This window comes from Cupriavidus sp. 96C5-1 (genome assembly GCF_057798855.1).
The window spans coordinates 1-22,245 of the sequence record NZ_JBYOJU010000081.1; the positions used below are offsets into that span (position 1 = coordinate 1).

The 22,245-nt window shown below is 63.4% G+C and carries 19 protein-coding genes and 2 pseudogenes; 15 read left to right on the forward strand and 6 right to left on the reverse strand.

The annotated features are described in order from the left end of the window. From mhpT to AC3FOF_RS43210, 10 genes are all read left to right on the forward strand, one after another. Window positions 1-1,104, forward strand: a 1,104-nt coding sequence (gene mhpT / locus AC3FOF_RS43165) for a 3-(3-hydroxy-phenyl)propionate transporter MhpT (RefSeq protein WP_488730162.1), incomplete at its 5' end; no start/stop codon positions are given. 135 nt (window positions 1,105-1,239) lie between these two features. After that, window positions 1,240-2,712 (forward strand): benzaldehyde dehydrogenase, encoded by a 1,473-nt coding sequence (locus tag AC3FOF_RS43170; RefSeq protein WP_488728667.1) that lies wholly within the window; start codon window positions 1,240-1,242, stop codon window positions 2,710-2,712. Between the two features lie 69 nt (window positions 2,713-2,781). Then, a complete protein-coding gene (locus AC3FOF_RS43175; protein ID WP_488728670.1) occupies window positions 2,782-3,615 on the forward strand; it encodes a p-hydroxycinnamoyl CoA hydratase/lyase in 834 nt (277 codons plus the stop codon). A 16-nt stretch (window positions 3,616-3,631) separates the two neighbouring features. Next, window positions 3,632-5,797, forward strand: coding sequence for an acetate--CoA ligase family protein (locus tag AC3FOF_RS43180; RefSeq protein ID WP_488729835.1), 2,166 nt, complete (start codon window positions 3,632-3,634; stop codon window positions 5,795-5,797). A 186-nt stretch (window positions 5,798-5,983) separates the two neighbouring features. Beyond that, a complete protein-coding gene (locus AC3FOF_RS43185) occupies window positions 5,984-7,039 on the forward strand; it encodes an aromatic ring-hydroxylating dioxygenase subunit alpha (protein WP_488730163.1) in 1,056 nt (351 codons plus the stop codon). After that, complete coding sequence (locus AC3FOF_RS43190) at window positions 7,039-7,980, forward strand: PDR/VanB family oxidoreductase (RefSeq protein ID WP_488730173.1); 942 nt, start codon at window positions 7,039-7,041, stop codon at window positions 7,978-7,980. Before AC3FOF_RS43185 ends, AC3FOF_RS43190 begins: the two co-directional genes overlap by 1 nt. A 102-nt stretch (window positions 7,981-8,082) precedes the next feature. Next, complete coding sequence (locus AC3FOF_RS43195; RefSeq protein WP_488730164.1) at window positions 8,083-9,150, forward strand: porin; 1,068 nt, start codon at window positions 8,083-8,085, stop codon at window positions 9,148-9,150. A 62-nt stretch (window positions 9,151-9,212) separates the two neighbouring features. After that, window positions 9,213-9,350 (forward strand): hypothetical protein, encoded by a 138-nt coding sequence (locus AC3FOF_RS43200; RefSeq protein WP_488730174.1) that lies wholly within the window; start codon window positions 9,213-9,215, stop codon window positions 9,348-9,350. A gap of 75 nt (window positions 9,351-9,425) precedes the next feature. Then, on the forward strand, window positions 9,426-9,659 hold the full coding sequence (locus AC3FOF_RS43205) for a tripartite tricarboxylate transporter substrate-binding protein (RefSeq protein WP_488730165.1): 234 nt from the start codon (window positions 9,426-9,428) through the stop codon (window positions 9,657-9,659). A 460-nt stretch (window positions 9,660-10,119) separates the two neighbouring features. Next, entirely contained in the window at window positions 10,120-11,091 is a 972-nt protein-coding gene (locus AC3FOF_RS43210) for an AraC family transcriptional regulator (protein ID WP_488730166.1), read from the forward strand. 226 nt (window positions 11,092-11,317) lie between these two features. On the opposite strand, the gene AC3FOF_RS43215 is transcribed toward AC3FOF_RS43210, so the two are convergent. Together AC3FOF_RS43215 and AC3FOF_RS43220 are read right to left on the reverse strand one after the other, a co-directional pair. Beyond that, complete coding sequence (locus AC3FOF_RS43215) at window positions 11,318-12,844, reverse strand: argininosuccinate lyase (protein ID WP_488730167.1); 1,527 nt, start codon at window positions 12,842-12,844, stop codon at window positions 11,318-11,320. Window positions 12,845-13,211: 367 nt separating this feature from the next. Beyond that, window positions 13,212-13,484, reverse strand: a complete 273-nt coding sequence (locus tag AC3FOF_RS43220; protein ID WP_488730168.1) for an efflux RND transporter permease subunit — start codon at window positions 13,482-13,484, stop codon at window positions 13,212-13,214. Between the two features lie 1,200 nt (window positions 13,485-14,684). On the opposite strand from AC3FOF_RS43220, the pseudogene AC3FOF_RS43225 reads away from it, so the two are divergent. Both AC3FOF_RS43225 and AC3FOF_RS43230 read left to right on the forward strand, forming a co-directional pair. After that, window positions 14,685-15,992: pseudogene (locus tag AC3FOF_RS43225) on the forward strand (aldehyde dehydrogenase family protein); the annotation flags it as partial. Window positions 15,993-16,049: 57 nt separating this feature from the next. Then, on the forward strand, window positions 16,050-16,232 hold the full coding sequence (locus AC3FOF_RS43230; RefSeq protein ID WP_488730169.1) for a hypothetical protein: 183 nt from the start codon (window positions 16,050-16,052) through the stop codon (window positions 16,230-16,232). A 107-nt stretch (window positions 16,233-16,339) separates the two neighbouring features. Here AC3FOF_RS43230 and AC3FOF_RS43235 read toward each other — a convergent pair. Then, window positions 16,340-16,609: pseudogene (locus AC3FOF_RS43235) on the reverse strand (IS110 family transposase); the annotation flags it as partial. Window positions 16,610-16,661: 52 nt separating this feature from the next. Beyond that, the gene (locus tag AC3FOF_RS43240; protein ID WP_276265336.1) at window positions 16,662-17,612 is read right to left on the reverse strand and encodes a LysR family transcriptional regulator; all 951 of its coding nucleotides are present in this window, start codon (window positions 17,610-17,612) and stop codon (window positions 16,662-16,664) included. A 33-nt stretch (window positions 17,613-17,645) separates the two neighbouring features. Here AC3FOF_RS43240 and AC3FOF_RS43245 point away from each other — a divergent pair, with 33 nt between their 5' ends. Further along, a complete protein-coding gene (locus AC3FOF_RS43245; protein WP_276265335.1) occupies window positions 17,646-18,317 on the forward strand; it encodes a dioxygenase family protein in 672 nt (223 codons plus the stop codon). A gap of 25 nt (window positions 18,318-18,342) precedes the next feature. Beyond that, a complete protein-coding gene (locus AC3FOF_RS43250; RefSeq protein ID WP_488730170.1) occupies window positions 18,343-19,338 on the forward strand; it encodes a tripartite tricarboxylate transporter substrate-binding protein in 996 nt (331 codons plus the stop codon). 89 nt (window positions 19,339-19,427) lie between these two features. On the opposite strand, the gene AC3FOF_RS43255 is transcribed toward AC3FOF_RS43250, so the two are convergent. Beyond that, a complete protein-coding gene (locus tag AC3FOF_RS43255; RefSeq protein ID WP_488730171.1) occupies window positions 19,428-20,399 on the reverse strand; it encodes a Bug family tripartite tricarboxylate transporter substrate binding protein in 972 nt (323 codons plus the stop codon). Between the two features lie 87 nt (window positions 20,400-20,486). Between AC3FOF_RS43255 and AC3FOF_RS43260 the strand changes: the two genes are divergently transcribed. Beyond that, window positions 20,487-21,005 carry a MarR family winged helix-turn-helix transcriptional regulator gene (locus AC3FOF_RS43260; protein WP_488730172.1) on the forward strand — a complete coding sequence of 173 codons (519 nt, stop codon included), beginning with the start codon at window positions 20,487-20,489 and terminating at the stop codon, window positions 21,003-21,005. A gap of 334 nt (window positions 21,006-21,339) precedes the next feature. Here AC3FOF_RS43260 and AC3FOF_RS43265 read toward each other — a convergent pair. Then, a protein-coding gene (locus AC3FOF_RS43265; protein ID WP_488728592.1) for an IS5 family transposase occupies window positions 21,340-22,157 on the reverse strand; the annotation gives its coding sequence in 2 pieces (ribosomal slippage) (window positions 21,340-21,809 and window positions 21,809-22,157; 819 coding nt in all). Window positions 22,158-22,245: the final 88 nt, after the last annotated feature.

The following is a 22,245-nucleotide window of genomic DNA, read 5'->3' on the forward strand; positions in this document are numbered from 1 at the left end:
GTCGCGGCGCCCCGCATGGCACGCGAGTTCGGGCTGTCTGTTAGCCAGATGGGGTTGGCCTTCGGCGCCGGTACATTTGGCCTGTTGCCGGGTGCCATGCTTGGCGGACGCCTGGCCGATCGCATTGGTCGCAAGCGCGTGCTGATCATGGCCACGGCGCTTTTCGGGATCTTTTCTATCGGCACGGCACACGCCTGGGACTTCTGGAGCCTGGTGGCCATTCGCGTGGCCACCGGCATGGGACTGGGCGGCGCAATGCCAAACTTGATCGCGATCTGCTCGGAAGCGGTGCCTGCCCGTCTGCGCAATACCGCTGTCAGCATCATGTACTGTGGCATCCCACTTGGCGGTGCCATTGCGGCGGTAATCGGCATCGTCTCTGCCGGCGAAACGGGATGGCGTCACATTTTCTATGTTGGCGGCTTAGGGCCGCTGCTCGTAGTGCCGATGCTGCTGATGCTGCCAGAGTCGCGGCGCTTCGACGGACCCGAGGGAAATTCCGTCAAGCCGCCTTCCGTGGCCTGGGCGCTGTTCGCTGAACGTCGCGCGGCAGCAACCTGTTGTCTCTGGATCAGCTACTTCTTCACACTGATTGTGCTTTATTTCCTGCTGAACTGGCTGCCGTCGCTCATGGTGGTGAATGGCTTGACCCGGGCGCAGGCTGGTGTCGTGCAGATCATCTTCAACATCGGCGGCAGTGCCGGTGCCTTGGGCATCGGCATGCTGATGGACCGGGGTCATCCGCGTGCCGTGGTGTCGGGCATGTATGTCGGAATCATCGTCGCTCTCGCCACCATGGCGGCCGCCTCCGGCATGGCGTGGACGGCGTTCGGTGCGTTTCTGGCTGGCCTGTTTGTCACTGGCGCGCAATCCGTGCTGTATGCGCTGGGGGCCGCGTATTACCCGATGGCGGTGCGCGGTACCGGTGTGGGCGCCGCCGTCGCGGTGGGACGGCTTGGTGCGATTGCCGGGCCGATGCTGGCCGGACAACTGCTGGCAATGGGCAAGAACGCAAGCACGATCATCGGCGCCAGCATTCCTATCATCATCATCTCTGCTATTGCCGCATTGCTGTTGTTGCAGCGACCTGCGGAAAGAGACTGACAGCGCCGACATCAACTGGTGTCATCGCTAGATCAGCGGTGTTTCAACGTTCCGTCGATGTGGCGAGGTGTTCGCCACGGCGATCGGAGACGGCTGCATTTGACTACTACTTGACTATTACTTGAGACATCTGCCATGAGCAACTCGTCAGATTTTACGCTTGCCAGTGCCAATACTTGGCAGGGCGCGATCTTCAACGGCGACTGGGTCCGCGTGTCCAGTGTCCTGGACGTCGTCGAGCCGGCCTCCGGCCAGCCGCTGCACCAGGTCGGCAGGGCCGCGCCGGAAGACGTGACCGCTGCCGTGCAAGCGGCACGCGCGGCGCAGCGCGCCTGGGCTGCCACGCCGCCGCGCGAGCGGGCGTCCGTGTTTCACCGTGCCGCGGCCCTGCTGCAGGAACAGGCGCCTGTCGCCGCGGCACTGATCGCGCGAGAAACCGGCGGGATCCTGCCGAAGGGCGAGCATGAGGTGCGAGAGGCGATCGTGCTGCTGCAGCGTGCTGCGGCGATGCCGCTGGAAGCCAACGGCCGGGTGCTGCCGAGCGCGCCGGGCCGGCTCAGCATTGCCCGTCAGCTACCGCTTGGCGTGGTCGGTGTGATTTCTCCGTTCAATTTCCCGCTGGTGCTGTCGCTGCGCTCCGTCGCGCCTGCGCTCGCGGTGGGCAACGCGGTGGTGATCAAGCCCGATCCGCGCACGCCATACGCAGGCGGTTTCGTGATTGCGGAAGTACTGGCCGCCGCGGGCTTGCCGAAGGGCCTGCTTCACGTGCTGCCCGGCGGCGCGGACGTCGGGCAGGCGCTGGTCGAGGCGCCCGGCGTGCCGATGCTTGCGTTTACCGGTTCGACGGCCGCCGGCCGCAAGATCGGCGAATTGGCGGGCAAGCATCTCAAAAAAGTGTCACTGGAGCTGGGCGGCAAGAACTCGCTGATCGTGCTCGACGACGCCGATCTCGACAAGACCGTGTCGGCAATCGCGTTCGGTGCCTGGTTCCACCAGGGGCAGATCTGCATGGCGACCGGCCGGGTGCTGGCCCACCGCAGCATCGCGGCGGAACTCACGCGGCGCCTGGCCGACAAGGCGCGCCACCTGCCGGTCGGCGATCCGGCCGTGGAGCACGTAGCGCTCGGTCCGATCATCGACCGCCGGCAGTTGCAGAACGTCGTTGACATCGTCGATGCCTCGGTGGCGGCCGGTGCCGTGGTCGAGGCGGGCGGAACCCACGAGGGACTGTTCTACCGGCCGACCGTGCTGTCCAACGTGAAGCCGGGCATGCGCGCTTTCGACGAAGAGATCTTCGGGCCCGTCGCGAGCGTGATCCCGTTCGATACCGACGACGAAGCCATCGAGCTTGCCAATCGTACCGACTACGGCTTGTCGGCGGGCGTGATTTCGGCCTCTGTGGGCCGCGCCATGGCCCTCGGCGAGCGGCTGCACACGGGCCTGCTGCATATCAACGACCAGACCGTCGCCGACGAGGTGATCAACCCGTTCGGCGGCACCGGCGCATCGGGCAACGGCAGCAGCGTGGGCGGCCCCGCCGACTGGGAGCAGTACACGCACTGGCAATGGGTGACGGTCAAGGACGCCGTTCCGCAGTATCCGTTCTGAACCCGGGCGGAGCGTCCGCGCGGGCGCTCCGGCCGATCTCTTCATTCTTTTTTCATCAAGGTGCAGGCCATGAGCAATCAAGCAGAGGAACAAACCGTCGTTTTCAGCATCGAGAACGGCGTGGCATGGGTCAAATTCAACCGCCCGGAAAAACGCAACGCGATGAGCCCGGCGCTGAACCGGCGCATGATGCAGGTGCTCGACGAGCTGGAGTTCCATCCGGAGGTCGGCGTGCTCGTGCTGACCGGCGAAGGCACCGCGTGGACGGCCGGCATGGATCTTCAGGAGTATTTCCGCGACACTGAAGCGCATGGCCTGAAGGGCACGCGCAAGGCACAGCGCGAGAGCTACGGCTGGTGGCGGCGCCTGCGCTGGTACCAGAAGCCTACCATCGCGATGATCAACGGCTGGTGCTTCGGTGGCGGCTACGGTCCGCTGTTCGCGTGCGATCTGGCGTTCTGCTCCGAGGAAGCGCACTTCGGCCTGTCCGAGATCAACTGGGGCATTCTGCCGGGCGGGGGCGCGTCGAAGGTCGCCGCAGAACTGCTCTCGTTCCGCCGTGCGATGTATCACGCGATGCTCGGCGAGAACATCGACGGCCGCAAGGCCGAGGAATGGGGCCTCGTCAACGAGGCGGTGCCTGCCGCGCAACTGCGCGAGCGTGTCAGCGAAGTGGCCCTGGCGCTGCTGAAGAAGAATCCGAGCGCCTTGAAAGCCACCAAGGACGCCGTCCGCCGCGTACGTGAGATGACCTATGACAACGCCGAGGATTTCCTCGTGCGAGCCCAGGAGGCGGCCAACAGTTTCGACGACGACGGCCGCAAGGAAGGCCTCAAGCAGTTCCTCGACGACAAGACCTACAAGCCTGGTCTCGGCGCCTACGATCTTAACCGCAAGCGCTGAGCGCCGGAGTCCGCCGATGAATACGACCCAATCCACGTCGCGGCCGGGGGTGAGCCGCGCGGCCATGGCGCGTCTGCTGAGACCGGCGTCGATCGCCATTGTCGGCGCCTCGCCGACGCCGGGCGCACTCGGCGCTTCGGTACTGGCTAACCTCCAGCGCAACGATTACGGGGGCAGGATCTATCTGGTCAATCCGAAGCGCGATGAGATCAATGGCCGGCCGTGTGTGAACTCGATCGAACAGTTGCCGCCAGGCGTGGATGTCGCCGTGCTGGCAATTCCACAGGCGGCGGTGCTTGACGCCGTGCGCCAGCTTGCGGACCGAAACGTGGGGGCCGTCGTGATCTTTTCCGCCGGTTTTGCCGAGGCGGGACCGGAAGGGATCGCGCAGCAGCACGAGATCGCGCGGATCGCAGCCGAGACGGGCATGCTCATCGAAGGGCCGAATTGCCTCGGTTGCATCAACTATCTCGACCGTGTGCCGCTGACGTTCATCGAGACCGACGTGAGCGCGGTGCAGGCGCAGCGCAGCCGCAGCGAGCCCGCGATCGGCATTCTGTCGCAGAGCGGGGCGATGATGGCTGTGCTCAACACCACGCTGACGAGCCGCCATCTGCCGCTTTCGTATGCCGTATCGACCGGCAACGAGGCGGCCAGCCATCTCGAGGACTATCTGGAATTCCTGCTCGACGACCCGGGCACCCGCGTCGTCGCAATGATTGCCGAGCAATTCCGGCAGCCACGCCGACTGCTCGACGCTGCGCGGCGCGCGCGGCGGGCGGGCAAGCTGCTGGTATTGCTGCATCCGGGCAAGAGCGCCGCCGCGCGCGCTTCGGCGGCCACGCATACGGGGGCGATGGCGGGCGACCATGCCGTGATGCGCACCAAGGTCGAACGCGCGGGCGTCGTGATGGCGCAGACGTTGGAGGAACTGGGCGATATCGCGGAGATCGGTTTGCGCTGCGCGAGCCTGCCTGGCCGCGGGACGGCGATCCTGGGCGAATCGGGAGCGTTCAAGGCGTTGTGTCTGGATGTGTGCGAGGCGCTCGGCCTTGACTTGCCCGTGATCGACGATGAGAGCGCGCCCGCGTTGCGCGCGGCGATGCCGCCGTTCGTCGCGGTCGCCAATCCGATCGATCTGACCGCACAAGGGCTAGTCGATCCGGACCTGTACTACCGCACGCTCTCGGCGCTGTTCGACGACGCTCGATTCTCGGCCGTCGTGGTCGGCCTGATCCAGACCGATCCGGTTACGTGTGCGATCAAGATGCCGCCCGTGCTGCGCGCAGTGCGGGAGCTGCGACCGCAAAAACCTGTGATCTGCGCGGGGCTCGACGAAGGGGCGATCGTGCCGGCCGAGTACATCGATCAGATGCGCGAACTGGGCGTGCCGTATTTCCCGAGCACCGAGCGTGCTTTGCGCGCCGTTGCCCGACTCAGCGAACTCGGTACGCGCGACTTCGCCGAGTCTGCGCATGAACCGGTTGCAGCCGACCTGCCGCGGCAAGGGGACGTTGTGCCCGAATACCGCGCCAAGCGGATCCTCGCACCACTCGGCATTCCGTTTGCGCCCGGCGAGCTGGCCACGAACCTCGATGCCGCGCTGACGATCGCGGATCGGATTGGCTACCCGATCGCGCTAAAGATGCAAGCGGTCGAGTTGAGCCACAAGAGCGACGTCGGCGGCGTGATACTCGGTGTCGACTGCGCCGACAATCTGCGCGCAGCTTGGATGCAGCTCGACGACAATTTGAAGCGACATGCGCCGGACGTGGTGCTCGACGGTGTGCTGGTCGAGAAGATGGGCAGCCGCGGTCTTGAGATGATCGTCGGCGCGCGTAACGATCCGCAATGGGGGCCTGTGATCCTGGTTGGCCTCGGTGGCGTCACGGCGGAGATAACGCGTGATGTACGTCTGCTGGCCCACGATTTGCCGATGGAAGCGGTCGTGCACGAGTTGAGGCAATTGCGGGGCGCTGCCTTGCTGCAAGGATATCGGGGAGAGCCGCCGCTTGACGTGGACGCGCTAGCGCGGGTGGTGGCAAACCTTGGCGCGCTGCTGCAATCCGAACCCCGCATCCGTGAGATCGACCTGAATCCGGTGATTGTTTATCGACAAGGTTCCGGCGTACTTGCATTGGACGCGTTGATGCTCGTGAAGCCGTGCGAATTGTCAACTTGATTGTCAACGTAGCGACGACTGCCGCACGAGGCCACTATTTGAATGGAGAACAGCGGTCGAATCTATTGGCTCTTTTGAATGCGTGGGCCGCCAGACCTGATCCGGCGGACTCGCACCCGAGCCCTTCCACCCTCACTTCGTCAACCACTGCATCCTGGCGCCTCGGGCGCCGAGAGGGGATAGGTCATGTTCCTGAAAAACACCTGGTATGTCGCCTGCACGCCCGATGAACTCGCAGGCAAGCCGCTCGGCCGCACAATCTGCAACGAGAAGATGGTGCTGTACCGCGACAGCAACGGCATCGTCGCCGCGCTCGAGGACTTTTGCCCCCACCGCGGTGCACCGCTGTCTCTCGGCTTCGTACGGGATGGACAACTGGTCTGCGGCTACCACGGCCTGGTCATGGGCCGCAACGGCAAGTGCGCGGCCATGACCGGCCAGCGCGTCGGTGGCTTTCCGTCGATCCGCAGCTACCCCGCCGTGGAGCGCTACGGCTTCGTCTGGGTGTGGCCCGGCGACGCCGCGCTCGCCGATCCAGCGCAGATCCCGCACCTCGAATGGGCCGTGAGCCCCGAGTGGGCTCACGGCGGCGGCCTGTACCACATCGGCTGTGACTACCGCTTGATGATCGATAACCTGATGGACCTCACGCACGAGACCTACGTGCATGCATCCAGCATCGGCCAGGCCGAGATCGAGGAATCTGCACCCGCGACCCGCGTTGAAGGCGACATGGTCGTCACGAGCCGCCAAATGGAAGGCATCCTGCCGCCGCCGTTCTGGGCCGCTGCGCTGCGTGGCAATAGCCTGGCCGGCGACGTGCCGTGCGACCGCTGGCAGATCTGCCGCTTCACGCCGCCGAGCAACGTGATGATCGAGGTGGGCGTGGCGCACGCCGGCAAGGGCGGCTACGACGCCGCGCCCGAGCACAAGGCGTCGAGCATTGTGGTGGACTTCATCACCCCCGAGACCGAGACCTCGATCTGGTACTTCTGGGGCATGGCGCGCAACTTCAGGCCCGAGGACGCCGAGCTGACGGCGACAATCCGCGAGGGCCAGGGGAAGATCTTCGCCGAGGACCTGGAGATGCTGGAGGCCCAGCAGCGCAACCTGCTGGCGCATCCCGAACGCAAGCTGCTGAAGCTCAACATCGATGCGGGTGGCGTGCAGGCCCGCCGCATCCTCGACCGGCTGATCGCGCCAGAGCAGGCACAGCCCGCATCGCCGACGGGAGCGGCATGATGCAGGTCCGGATCGCAAGCAAGACGGACGCGGCAGACCGCATCGCCGTCTTCGAACTGGTAGCTGCCGATGGCGGCAGCCTGCCGCCCTTCACTGCCGGCGCCCACGTCGACGTCCACCTCGGCAACGGCTTGCTGCGCCAGTACTCGCTGTGCAACGATCCAGCCGAGACACACCGCTATCAGCTCGGTGTGCTTCGCGACCCCGCCTCGCGCGGCGGGTCGATCGCGATGCACGCGCTCGCAGTCGGGGACATGCTGGAGATCAGCGCACCGAAGAACCACTTCCCGCTGCAGGCTGACGCCGGGCACTCGGTGTTGCTGGCGGGCGGCATTGGTGTGACGCCAATTCTCGCGATGGCGCAGAGCCTTGCGCACGCAGGCGCCTCGTTCGAATTCCACTACTGTACGCACAGCGCGGCCCGCACGGCATTTCGCGACCGCCTCGCGTTGGACGATCTGCGCGAGCGCACATATCTATACCACGACGACGAAGGCCAATATGCCGACCTGCGGCTGCTGCTCGCCGCGCCGCGCCCCGACACGCATCTCTACGTCTGTGGTCCGGCTGGCTTCATGACCGCCGTGCTCGACGCGGCCCGAGCGACCGGCTGGCCCGAATCCAACCTGCATCGCGAGTACTTCGCGGCGCCGGAAACACAGTCCGTCCCCGGCGTAGCTTTCCAGGTGAAGGTGCAGAGCACCGGTCAGATCATCGACATCGCGCCGGACGAGACTGTGGTGCAGGCGCTGGCCGCGCACGGCATGGAGATCCAGACCTCGTGTGAGCAAGGGGTCTGCGGCACGTGCCTGACGCGCGTGCTCGAGGGCGAGCCGGACCATCGTGATGCCTACCTAACCGACGAGGAACGTGTTGCGAACAACCAGTTCCTACCATGCTGTTCGCGCGCGAAGAGCGCAATGTTGGTACTCGGCTTGTAATTGTTGAGATTCTGCGGAGTTGCATCACAAGTACCGGTGCACCGGGCAAAAACCGGAAATGAGAGGGTCTCCAGTGTGCCTAGGAGGCCAGAAAAAGATGATATGGAGGAGACGTTGAAAAAAATGACGAGGAACCTAATTGCCGCAGTTGCAGGAGGTTTGCTTGCTTCTGCAGCACAAGCGCAATCGAGCGTGACGATGTACGGGGTAGTGGATGCCGGTATCGAATATGTCAGCCATGCAGGGACAACCGGATCCGGGTCATCATATCGTGTTAAATCCGGAAATAGTGCGGCCTCCCGATGGGGACTGCGCGGCAAAGAAGACTTGGGTGGAGGGCTGAGCGCAATCTTTGTCCTTGAGAACGGCTTTTTTGTCGATACTGGCATGGCCGCGCAGGGTGGCCGCTTGTTCGGCCGCAAGGCCTTTGTCGGCATCGCCGGCCCCTGGGGACAAATTACCCTCGGACGTCAGTACAACATCCTTGGGGACACCTTCATTCCGCTCGATACGACTCGCTACGCAACCTATTCCGTGCTATCTCACGATACACACTTCTCGGGTATTGCCGATAACACGATCAAGTACACGGGAAATTTCGGCAACCTAACGCTCAGCGCGATGTATAGCGCTGGCTACGACTCAACCATTTCTGGAGGCAGCGAAGTTCCTGGTGCACCACGCGTTGGACAGGAAATCGGCGCCGGCGCGTCTTACACCGCCGGCAAACTTGGCATGGCCTTGGTCTATGACCAGCGTCGTGGCACATCGCTCGCCACCGCAAACAGCGTTGAGCGTCGCTATGCTGCGGGCCTCATCTACACCAGCGGGCCGTTCATCGCGGTGGCTGGCTATCGCTACCTGCAGGGCGATCTCGCCACTCCCGGACTCCGATCTGATCTCTATTGGTTAGGTGCGTCCTACTCAATCATGCCGGCGCTAACGCTACGTGCCGGGATCTATCGAACGGATCGACGAGCCTCCGACGACTCTGCAACGAGTTACACGCTGCAGGCCGTTTACAGCCTCTCAAAGCGCACGGACATTTTTCTCCTTGGCTCATACATGGACAACAGGGGGCGCTCGAAGTTCGGCGTGGCCAATGCAACGACTGCCGCACCGGGCGTTGGGCAAACCGGCATCATTGCTGGCATCAAACACATCTTCTAATCAACGCATTGCGGGCGGCGTACCCGCTCCGCCCCGCCACCGCGCGTGGCAAGAGCAATGCCGTGCCCAACACCGAGGTGCCCTCGGATTGGGGCTCAGGCGCAAAGGACCGCACCCGCCCGCTGTGCGCGTACCCCAGGACGGCGCGCTACCAGGGCACGGGCGACATCAACGACGCGGCCAGCTTCCGCTGCTCGTGAACCTGCGGAAAACACCTGCCGGCCCGCCTGCAAGCGTGGCCGGCTGCGGGCACGGAAGGCAATGCAGGCAAGATCGTGGTGACCCCGCTCGGAACTGGGTCGCCATCCGTATCACCCGAGCGCTTTAGCGCCAGCACGCTTGTGAAAGCTGGCGGGAAAAGGCGGCTGTTTGAGAGTCCCCCGGATGGCTATACCGTCTTTATCGGGATCGACACCACATTCACCATCAACCAACACATCTACAAGAATATCGCCTTCAAGACGAGCGATCTCAAGCCCGTTCTGATCCTCGCTTCTTCTGGCTTGTAGGCAGGAATGAATGCTGGCATAGGCATCAGGACCATGGCCGATCTGGTCTCCGGCGGCAAGAGCAAGGGCTGATATTTGGGTCGGGAAGTAGCGGTAGCCCTGGACATCTGGCGACGGAGTTGTTCGGCGAAATGGCTCACTTGAAGGTGAATCATGTGCCTTACAAGGGGAACACCGCAGTGGTTGTCGCCGCGGTGGTTGGAGAAGCGGACGGCGGCATCCTGGCCATCCCCGGAAAGCTCCCCACGTGCAAGTCGGGAGGATCATTCCGTTGGCCGACGCTTCTGCCCTCCTTTTATTAGATCAATCGAAATAGGGTGTGAATGTCTTTAATTTACAATTCTTTCCAGAATTTGATCTCAGGAAGTGAGGAGGAAATGATGAGAATAAAGCGCATCGTTCAGGTATGCACACAGTCTTTGCGACTCGCCCCAGCAGTGCGCGTGATTGGCAAGTAAATATGACCGAAAGAGCAGAGATTCACGCCGAGACGGTTATCGCAAGCGACGCCGACGAACTTTCGGCGCGCTTGCGACCGATCCGGGGCAACGTCGCGGTCGAATCGGGGAGGGGAAATCATCTTGACGTGCGGCTGGCGTCGAGTCTTGCTGGCGGAGCGGTGACGCATCAAATTCAGACGACAACGGGTGTTCGATTCCGGTTCGACAGTCCGTTTGATGGCTACGCGCTGGTGCTGCTCCACGAGGGCGGGCTGCGGGCGCGGATTGGGCAACAGGAGCGCACTTGGTCGGCAGGCGCTTGCGCAGTTCTGGAAGCGACGCAGGTCAGACAATGGCAATGGCAGGCGGGCAGCTACGACATACTGCTGGTCGGCGCGAACGATATCACGCAGCGGCTATCGACGCTGCTGGAAACACCCGTGACGCGCCCTCTGATGTTCCAGGCGGAGGTTTCCCCGGAGTCGGACGGGGTGAGACTGGGTGGTGCGGTGATGCAGCTGATGCAGTCTTGTTTCGGCGATGACGGATCCAGGGTGACGGCGATGGCCACGGCGGCCAGCATACGTGACGTTGCCGTAGGGGCCTTCTTGGAGGGCTTGCCGCACAATTACTCTGACAGGCTGCTAGGCAGGGCGCCGGGACCGTCACCACGGCACGTCAGATCCGCGATCGAGTTCATCCATGCCTATGCGCGGGACAGCATTTTCGTCGAGGATATCGCCAAGGCCGCTGGCGTCAGCGTGCGCGCCCTGCAGGTGGGATTCGCCACGTTCAAGAACACCACGCCAATGGCGTACTTGAAGCGCATTCGCCTGGAGGGCGTGCGCAATGAACTCCTGCACGGCGATCATGCATCGATTGCTGAAGTCGCGATGCGCTGGGGGTTCAAGCACCTCGGCACGTTCGCCAAGGTGTATCGCGATGCGTTCGGCGAGTTGCCGTCGCAGACGCGTCGGATTACGAGGCGTTAGGGAGGTTCCACCGAGCCACCCACTCCACGTCTGTCAGATCACTTGAATACCTCTTCGTTTTCGCCGTCAGCTGTGACTGCCATTCTCGGTCCTCGTTTCACATCCCGCCATAAAGCTCTCGCAGCACTGCCAACCCGATGCGATACCGTTGCCATCCCGATGACCCTGCCCGCAGGCAGGGTCATCGCGCGCCGTACCGCAATAAGCCGGCCACAACGGCCTCGCCCTACTTCGACAGCTTATCGAAATCCCGATCGAGCCGCGCCAACGACGCATCGATCGCCCCTCGTCGCTCCTTGATCCAGGCATCCTGCTTCGCTAATTCCTGTTCCGAGGCCTTCAGCATGCGCGCCATCTCCACCGACTGCGGCCCGCCGGATGTCACCCGGTGGTTGACGATCGACACCGGATCCAGTGCTGCGCGGAATTCCGCCTCGCTCATCGGGAACTCGGTGTTGCCATAGTCGTGCACGGCTTCGGCATAGATGCGCTTCGCCTCGGCATAGGGGAAGACGCTGGGCCGGATGTCGTGTGCCTTGGCGTAGTCGACCAGCTTCGAGGCGAAGTGATGCCCGACGCGAAATGGCAGCTTATACTTGCGCATCAGTTCGTCGGCCACTTCCTGCGAGGCGGTCCAGTCTCTGTCCAGTTCTTGCAACGCGCGCTCGCGATCAATCACCAGGGCGGTCATGATCCGATCAAGGCCTTGCAATACTGTGGTGGCACTCTGGACCATCTGACCGTTGGTGAGGGCATCCTTGGCGTCGGCCATGCCCGGTGGCAGGTTGTGCGCGCGGATCACCGGCCCCATGGCCAGCGTGATCGCGGTGGACGCCTTCTCCCGGGTGGAGTTCAGCAATCCGGGATTGCGCTTCTGCGGCATTGCGCTGGACACATAGGTGTTGCCGCCGCCTTCCTGCAGCAGGATCCACGGGCGTGGCTGCGCGTACTGGGTCATCACGTCCTCGATGAAGCTGCCCGCGTGCAACGCGATGCCGGTGACGATGGAGCCAACCTCCACGGGCAGGTCCACCGAGCTGATCTGGGAAGCGTCATAGGCATTGTCGACCAGCGCGGAAAAGCCCAGGTAGTTCGCCATTCTGGCGCGGTTTAGGGGCCAGCCTGTGCCATTCAGCACCGTCGTGCCCATCGGCGAGCGGTCGATTCGCTGGTACGCCTCGCGCAAGCGCTGAGCGTCGCGCTGCAACCCCGTGTTGATGCCGAGCAAGTAATGCCCGTAGCTGTTTGGCTGCGCGGCCACACCGTTCGTGTAATTCGGCACGATGGTGTCTACATGCTGCCGCGCCAGCTTGACCATGGTGGTGGAAGTCTTGTTGAGCTGATCAGCCAGGGACAGCACTTCCTCGCGCAGCATCGCCACCCGTACGGTGGCGAGCATGTCCTGACTGGAACGCCCCGCATGGATCAAGGTGACCTCCTGGCCCGCCGCCTGGATCATCAGCGGCTCGAAAGTGATCACCGTCGAGGGACGCTTGCCGCCAGGCTTGTCGCCATTGGCCAGCACCGTCGCGATGCCGCCGGCCACGCGCGGCGCCAGAGACCGGTCCAGCAGGCCTTCGTCGGTATTGATCACGGCCGAGGCCTTGTTGATCTCGCCCAGCCAAAAGAAGGCGTCGCGGTTCGCGCCGCCCTCAGCGGCCACGGCGGGCGGAAAGGTTGACATTGTCAGCAGAGCGAGCGCAGTCAGCTTGAGCAGACATTTGGCTCGGGTCTTTGGTTGAGTAATGGTCATGGATCTCCTCCGTTGTGTCGTTTCTCGTCGGCTTAAGGCCAGCTTATAATAGTGCCCACTCGGAGTGCAACGTCTGTGGCACTTCTAGAAGCTTTGTAAAAGGGTGCCCACACATCCGGTACGTCGATGTCCTGAGTGTGGGTCCCAGTGTGACCGATATGCGCGTTGGTCGCTCGGACCGCTCCCATGCACGAAACGCTCTTCGGCCCAGCTACCACGCCGGCATCGTGTGGCTTGTCCTCGCCGCGCATCAGCTCACGCGCGAACGACGCCAGCGCTCGTATTCGGTCTTGACCGAGCGAGTAAGCGCCGGCACGTCATGATGAAGATCGTTGTAGCCACAGGTCAGGTATCCTTTGGGACGTCATCACCGACGCGCGAGAAGTTTTTCCATCGCGACGAAGAATACGGGGGTGATGTAGAACGTCAATGACTGCGAGAATACCAACCCGCCCACAACCGCAATACCTAATGCACGCCGGGATTCCGCACCCGCGCCGATGCGCAGAGCGATAGGCATTGTGCCTAGCAACGCTGCCAGCGTAGTCATCATGATGGGGCGGAAGCGGGTGACGCTGGCCGCTAGCATCGCGTCGGCCGCCTTGGCTTTGTCTTCCCCGCGCATCAGATCCATCGTCATTGGCAGTCAGGCTTTGGATGTCGCCGGATGCGAGCGTAATGCTGGCTTGATGCATCTTGACGGGGAGCCCGAGATCGGAAACGTCAAGCGACGCGACCTGTACGAACTACACGTTCTGAACTGAGAGCGTTTTCGCTGCTTGAGCGGAAAGTTGTGGTGCTGGGGGATTGGCTGGGGCCGGCGGCGTAGGAGCGGTTCCTGGATTGTCCATGCCGCTTCCGCAGGCAGACAGGGTTGCGACGACGGTCAGGGCAGTCAGTGCTCTTCTTATTTTTTCCTTCCCTGTTTGTTTTCAGTTTCCGTCTGCTTTTTCGTTCTTAGGGCTCAGGGAGCTCAAACTCTTGCCATGCTAATCCATGCCGCCGAGCGCGACGAGGCTGTCGCGGGTGCCGCGCACCTCAATACGCGCACGTGCCGTCACAAACGCGGGGTTGACGGAAAGGCGACCCGCCACACCCATGTCTCCATGTGGCGGATCGCCTTCTTTTCTCCTAAATGTCAAAATAACGCACGACACACTCAATATGCGCAGGCATTTCGATTGCCCGATCGATGGCAGGGTAGTCAGCCAGATATGGAGTATCTAATCTCCGCGCTGCGAGGTTCCTGCTGATAGCGCCCAGACGATCCGCCCGCGGGGAGCGACGGATCGTCTGGGTTTTTTGCTTCAACCGAGCGACGGGTATCCGTCGACGGCGGAACTGGAGCCTCCCTACCGCCTCGTCATCCGACGTGTCTGCGATGGCAACTCGCCGAACGCATCGCGATACACCTTGGCGAACATGCCAAGATGCTTGCCCCCCAGAGCATCGCGACTTTAGCAACCGACGAATGATCGCAGTTGAAGAGTTCGTCGCGCAACGCTGGCCGCAGGCCCGCAACCATCCGTCGCCAGCGTGCGGACTCTCGGTTTGAACGAGCTAAGGAAGATTTGGCGCCGCTCGCAATCGAACTCACTCAGCAAAAGCACCGATTGGAGATTTGAGAGGCGGACGAAGTTCGCTCAGAAGCGATCGCGCCTAGAATTTCAATGGAGATCGTGGCCGAGATTCTATTGAATGCCGCTACGGGAAAGTCCTCACCCTCATTGTTTTCAACAATTAGGTTCCCAGTCATGAAGATGACTCCATTTGAACCACCCATGGCAGCCATGGCAGTGGAAAAACTGGAGACATAATCATGACCTATCCCGGCACCTAACTCCTTGTTGGCGGCGAATGGTGCGACGCAGTAGAAGGCCGAACGTTGCCCGTGCTCAACCCTGCGACGGGCCAGACCATTGGCCGCGTAGCGCATGCGGGAATCATCGATCTGGACCGTGCGCTGGATGCCTCACTCCGGGGATTCGAGACGTGGCGCTACACACCGGCTATTGAGCGTAGCCACGCCTTGCGCCGCGCGGCGCAATTGATGCGTGAGCGCACTGAAACCATCGCACACATGTTGACGCTAGAGCAGGGCAAGCCACTGAGCGAGGCGATGGCAGAGACGCGCATGTCCGCAGACGTGATCGAATGGTTCGCCGAGGAAGCGCGCCGGGTTTACGGGCGAGTCGTGCCTGCACGCAGTTTGGCAGTGCAACGAATGGTGCTGCGTGAGCCGGTGAACTCGGGCGATGCCGCCTGGTTCGCCGACGGCATGGTCGACGACATCATTACTGGTCTGTCGCGCATCAAGTGGCTGTTCGTGATCGCGCGCAACTCCAGCTTCGTCTATCGCGGGCGTGCATTCGATGTGAAGCAGGTCGGCCGCGATCTCGGCGTGCGCTATGTGCTCGAGGGAAGCGTGCGGCGCAGCGAAAATCGCGTGCGCATCAACGCGCAGCTCGTCGATACCGCGAGCGGCGCGCATATCTGGGCTGAGGGCTACAATTACACACTCGGCGACGTGTTTGCGCTGCAGGACGAGATCGCATTCGCCGTGGTCGGCGCCATCGAGCCGAGCCTGCGCCGTGCCGAGGTCGAGCGCATCCGCCGCAAGCGCTCCGACAGTCTCGACGCCTACGAACTCGTGCTGCGTGCACAGCCCGATGTCGATTCCGGCATGCCCGCTCGTGCAGCAGTCGCGCTGCCACTGCTCGAGCGCGCGCTGGCACTCGACCCCGCTTACGCTCTCCCCCATGGCATGCTTGCGATGTGTCATCACAATCGCTTCCTGCGAGCCGGGCTGAAGGAGCAGGATCGAGCAGCGTCGATACGACACGCCCGCCTCGCGCTGGAGCACGGCAGCGACGACGCGCTGGCGCTCACCTTCGCCGGTTTCTGCCTGGGCATGGACGCGCACGATCGCGCCGCAGCCTTCGCCGCTTTCGAGGCCGCGCTTGCGCTCAGCCCATCCACCGCGCTCGCGTACATTTTCGGGAGCGTCATCCATAGCTGGGCTGCCGCGGCGGAGCCAGCCATCGAATGGGGCGAGCGCGCGCTGCGCCTCAGCCCATTCGATTCCTGGGCGTTTGCAGCGTTCGGCCCGCAAGCGCTCGGGCATTGGCTGCAAGGGCGACCGCACTAGGCGGCCAAGGCCGCTTATCAGGCGGTGCAGTGCAACCCTGCCCACAGCATCAATTACGTGATCCTGATTGGACCGCTCGTTGCTCTGGATCGACTCGATGAAGCGAAAGCTGCCGCCGCGCGCGTTCTGGAATTGCAGCCGACTTTCCGATTCAGCCGCCAGTTTGCCGGCGTCGACTGTGCGCCCCCGCTTGCACAAATGCTTGGCGACGCGCTACGCATCGCCGGGCTGCCTGAATAGGCTTGCGCTATCCCGTCAGCTTGGCTGAGCGCCGGTCGCGTTTTATGCCTTGCTTGCCGCATTTCGGTATCGCGCTCCTGAGAAACAGTTGGGGCAGCAGGTTTTTTTCAAGCTGGCCGAACGGCTTGGGTGATCTGGGAACCGAGGGTAGTCGCGCGGCGTTGGAGAGCGGCGACGGCGCGCTGGCGCTGCTGTTCTTCGTAGTGCTGCTGGCCCTGGTCGACGAAGACTTCGCTGCGGGCCAGCATGAGGTACACCATCCAGGCGAGCTTATGGGCGACGGCGGGATTGGCGCGCGGCGTGTCAATGCGCGCGCACAGCCGCGGGTAGAACGCGCCTACCCCGAAGTCGTTGCGCGACAGGCTCATCGCCGCCAGTCAGTCATGACGGAGCGCGGCCGGCGATGCTGCGCCGCACACGGGATCGACTTCACTGCGAGCGCGGCGGCAAGCAAAGCGGTTGGGCCAACTCTCGCAGCACGGAAAGAAAGAGCTGTGCCGCCGGGCCCAGGGTCCGGCCGCGCAATGTCAAGATCATGGTGGGCGTACGCCACGGCGGCAGCGCAATGGGCAGGACCTTGAACATCTCGCGATGCCGCCCAAAGGGCAGGAGCGAGTGCGGGACCATGGTCACAAAGCGACCCGTGTCCAGCAGGCTGTATCGGGCCATCAGGGAGCCGGAGTGGATGACCCGCTGCGGCATCGCCAGGCCCCGCGCCGCCAACGCCTCGGGCAGCGGCGTCTCGGGCATAACCTCATTGCGCGACAGGATCCAGTGTGCATCGACCAACTCGTCCAGTTCGATGCGCCGACGCTTGGCGAAGGGACCTGCATGGCCAACCACGACCCGCATATGGTCATGAAACAGCGGCTCGCCGTCGATGCCAGGAGGAAGCGGCAGCTTGTAAGGTCGTGCCACGACAAAGCTCACCATCCGCTCCATCAGGAAGTGGTTGATGAGGTCCGGCGACTGTCCGGACTCCAGCACAAAGCGCATGCGAGGGTGCTTGCGCAACACCGCCTCCATCGTGGCGCTGACCAGACCGGCATGCAGCGTTTCCATGCACCCCAGCCGCACTTCACCACCGCTGGGGTCGGCCAGGTGATCCAGCTCACGCAGAGCGCCTTGCATCTCGTCGAACACCGCCTTGGATCGGCGCACCAGCGCCTCCCCGAATGGCGTAGGCTCAATGCCCTTGGGGCCTCGCTCCAGCAGGCGCAGGCCCAGCGTGTCTTCCAACTCGCCGATGACCCTCGACACCGCCGACTGGGACAGGTGCATGGCCTGTGAAGCCTTGCGCATGCCGCCCGCTTGAACGACGGCCACCAGGGTCTGCAGATCGTGCAGGCGCACCCGCCGCATTGCCCGTTCGATGTCCATGCCTCGCCTCCATTGATCTTGGAACGAGATCATATGATGCCAAAAGAATGCTTTCCCGGAACGGCCTGCAACCCTAATCTGGCACCCGACACAGGTGCAAAGGGCAAAAACATGATGGCGATGGTTAGCGACGAGACTACAGTGGACCGCGAGCCGGCCGTTGTGCGGCGCACACCCGGTCTATTGCTCGGGCCGTACTACCCCCTTACCCCCTCGAACGGTTCGGATGCTGATCTGTGGAGTGGTGATGCTCGGTTGCCCGATGGTGCGCGTTACCTCCAATTGCAAGGCAGGGTGCTCAATCTTCTCGGTGTACCTGTGGCCGACGCACTCGTCGAAATCTGGCATGCCGACTACCACGGCCGCTACCGGCACCCCAGTGCGCCCGATCACGAGCGAGTGGTCAAGGGGTTCGCGGGCCACGGCAGCGTGTGCAGCGATACGCAAGGCCGCTTCGCTTTCCGCAGCCTGGTGCCCGGCGCCTATGCCGATGGCCTTGTGCAGCGTGCGCCCCATGTGCATGTGCAGGTGACAGGCCAGGTGGACCGCTTGATTACGCAGATCTTCCTGCCTGGTCATCCGCTGAACGGCCACGATCGCTGGTACCGCGCGGTGGCACGCCCCGAATTGCTCACTCCCGACGTCTTGCGCGACGGTGCCGATACCCTGGCGCTGGCCTGGACCGTCGTGCTCACGCAAGGATGAATCGTTCGCAATCCAGAAGGAGAAGATGATGGAAACGATCAACACCCAACGGCGCCGGCTGACCTCTGCCCTGCTCTCCGCCGGCATCGCTGCCCCTTTGTCCCTGCGGGCACAGCCTCGAATCGATGCCTTGCGGATCATCCACGGCTACCCGGCGGGCGGATCGATTGACGTCGTCTGCCGCAAGCTGGCGGAGAAACTCACCGGGCGCTATGCCGACCACGTGATCGTGGAGAACAAGCCCGGCGCGGCAGGACGGCTGGCCATCGAGGAACTCAAGAGAGCGCGCGCGGACGGCTCGGCCATGCTCGTCGCGCCGGCCTCCGCCTTCACGCTGTATCCGCACGTCTATCGCCAGCTGAGCTACGACGTGTTCACCGACCTGGCGCCGGTATCCACGGTGGCCAGCACGGGCTTTGCGCTGGCTGTCGGGCCCAAGGTACCGCCGGAGGTCAACAGCTTCGAGGCATTCAAGCAGTGGTGCCGTGCCGATCCCGCGGCTGCGCAGTGCGGCAATCCGGGCGCCGGCTCGCTGCCCCACTTCATGGCCACGCTGATGGCGCGCGAGGCCGGTGTGACGCTGGGGTACATCCCGTACCGCGGCGGCTCCGCGGCGATGCAGGCCGCGGCTGCGGGCGAAGTGGCGGCAGCGCTGTCGACCGAGGCCTCCGCCCGCCCTCTGCTGCAGGCCGGCAAGCTGCGCGTGCTGGCGACCACCTGGCCCGAGCGCTCGCCGTTCTTCCCCCAGGTGCCGACCTTCCGCGAACTGGGGCTGCCAGCGCTTGCGCGGCGCGAATGGTTCGGCGCGCTCATGCCCGCTCGCACGTCGACCACGACGGTGCAAACGGCGGTGGAGGCTCTGCACGTGGCACTGAGGGAGGGGGACCTGCGCGACGTCTGGGAGCGCTCCTACCTGGGCATCGATTCATCGACACCAGCGCAATTGAAAGCCGCCATCCGGCGCGAGTACGACTTCTGGGCCCCGATCGTGCGGGCGTCTGGGTTCACGCCCGAGGGCTGAAGAGCCGGCTGAATAGCGGCTGGCGATACGGCTCTGGCAGAACGAACGCAAAGCCGATGGCTGTATCCGCAATCCACAGAATGGCCCGTTCAGTCGAACCTTAGATTTTGTTGCACCACGACTTGCCGCCAACGTTGGTACTCGCTGGCGATTTGACGCCCAAAAGCCTCGGGTGTGCCCGGGCTAGGCTCCGTGCCCGCGCGCGCCAGCATGGCGCGCACTTCCGGCTCGTTCAGCACGGCCGTGATGTCCGCATTGAGCTTCGCGACAACGGGGGCTGCCATGCCTGCTGGCCCAACGATTCCCCACCACGAACTGACGTCCATGTCGTGCAGGCCCTGTTCGCGTAGCGTCGGCACCTGCGGCAGCGCTTTCACACGATGGGGGCCGGTGACAGCCAGGGCCCGCATGCGGCCGCTTTCAATGAATGGGAGCGGTCCGGATAGAGTTTCGAACATGCCCTGGATGTCCCCCGTCAGCAGCCCCTGATAGACTCCCGGAGCCACCCGATACGGCACGTGCACCATGAGAATGCCCTCGTTCTGCTTGAGCAGTTCGGTTGCCAAGTGATGCAGGGACCCCTGGCCCGGCGTTCCGTAGTTCAGCTTGCCGGGCTCGCGCCGTGCCCATGCGATGAATTCGTTCATGGTCGCAACGGGCGCATCGGCGCGCACCAGCCAGACATAGGGTCCGCGCGCGACCTCCACGACGGGGGCGAAGGCGGTGGCCGGGTCGTACGGGACGTGGGGAAGCACCGCTGGTGCGACCGCCAGGTTGGCGGCCACGCCGAACAGCAGCGTTTGGCCGTCCGGCCGAGCCCGCGCCACGGCTGCAGCCGCCATCGTGCCGCTGGCGCCGACCTGGTTGTCCACGACCACCGGCTGCGACCACCGTTGCTCGAGGTGCTTGGCGATCAGCCGCGCGGCGGTGTCCGGTGGGCCGCCGGGTGCGAAGCCGACCACGATCTTGACGGGGCCAGCCGGATACGCTGTCTGCGCTCCGGCGGATAAAGCGGCGAGAACCAAGCACAGGCCCAGCAAGCGATGCAGCACGGCATGCATGGTGACCTCCTTCAGTTTTTTGTGGTACCTGTACTCTACGAGAGCAGTAGCGGATTGTTCAAAACAAGCCTTCGAAGGATGCAACCCATGAGCCTCTGGGATCCCCGCGAGCATGACGACCTGCTCAATTACCAGTTCAAGCGGATCGTGACCCTGGGCGGCGCACCTGCGATTCGCCTGTGCGAAGGACGGTTCGGGGTGTCGCGCACCCAGTGGCGCCTGATTGCCGCGCTGGTGGAGGACGGCCCTCGTTCTCCTTCGGCGCTGGCTGAGCGTTCCCACCTGGAGTTCGCCAGGGCCTCCCGGCTGGTGACAGAGCTGATTCACAAAGGGCTGGTGCAACGCGAAGAGCAGGCGCAAGCCCAGCCTCGGGTCGTGTTGTCGGCCACACCACGAGCGCATCAGCTCTATGCCGAGTTGTTCCCTCAACTCGCACAGATCAACCGCCGCATCGTGCAGGCCTTGACCGAAGAGGAAGCGGCACTTCTGGAAGAGTTTCTGAGCAGGCTGACCGAGCGCGTGGAGAAAATCCATGCCGAGGGAGGCGGTGTCGAGGTGCGTGCGGACCGCTGGCGCGGGCGGCGGCGGCGAGGCGAGTTGTTTTGAAAGGTTTCTTAAGCCACACCCTTACGCGGGTGTGCAGCATGAAAAAGGCAGACGATCCGCTGGATAGCGGTTGTCGCCCTCCGACACGCACACCGAATCTCTTCTCTGAGCCGGACAGCAGGAGACGCACTCGCTGACACCGTCCAGAAGGGCAAGCCGGATCAGCATAGGCGCAGATATTCCATTTGCCCCATCCAGGGCGGGGTATCCATTCGGATATGGCCGTCCGACACTCTCCCTGCGGAACTGATCTCTCGCAGTTCACGGAAAGGCGACCCGCCACAACCATGTCTCCATGTGGCGGGTCGCCTTCTTTTTCGCCTAAGAACTCATTTCAAAATGAACTCTCTTCACGCTGAAGGGTGCGCCAGCAAATAAGGCAACAGGCCAGCTTGAGAAGAGCTTCGTGAATGTCTGCGCGACGCTCGAAGCGGGTGCGCAGACGACGGAATGCGTGCAACCAGGCATGAGTACGCTCGACGACCCAGCGGATCTTGCCGAGTCCACTACCGTGGGGCTGACCACGCCGGGCGATCGAAGTCGGGATGCCGGCAGCATGAAGCGGTCGACGATACTTGTCGTGGTCGTATGCGCGGTCTGCGTAGATCCGACCTGGCTTGCGCAAGGGACGGCCTCGACATCCCCGGATCGCAGGAATCGCTTCGATCAGAGGCAAAAGCTGGGTGATATCGTTACGGTTCGCGCCGGTCAGGATGACCGCAATCGGCGTGCCGTTGGCGTCGGTAGCGACGTGGTGCTTGGAACCGGGTCGCGCGCGGTCGGTGGGGTTCGGTCCTGTTTTTGGCCCGCCCCAACCGCCCGAACTGAAGAGGAGTCGATGATGACGCGCGAGAAATCGATGCGGTCCGCTGCACGCAACTTTGCCAGCAAGATCTCGTGCAGGCGATCCCATACCCCCGCGCTTTGCCAGTCGCGCAGCCGCCGCCAGCAACTGACCCCGGAGCCGCAGCCCATTTCGATGGGTAGTTCGTTCCAGCGAATGCCGCTTCTCAGCACAAACAGGATGCCGGTCAATGCGGCCCGGTCCGACACCGGCATACGACCCGGATACCGGAATCGCCGCGGCTTGGCTGGCGGCAGAAGCGGTTCGATCAATGCCCACAATTCGTCGTCGATGATCGGCTTGCCCATCCTCTCTATCCTGTTGTCACAACGGACGAGGTTAACAGCTTCGCCTTGCGGTTAACAGTACCCAGCTGGTCTTTTTGAAACAGGTTCT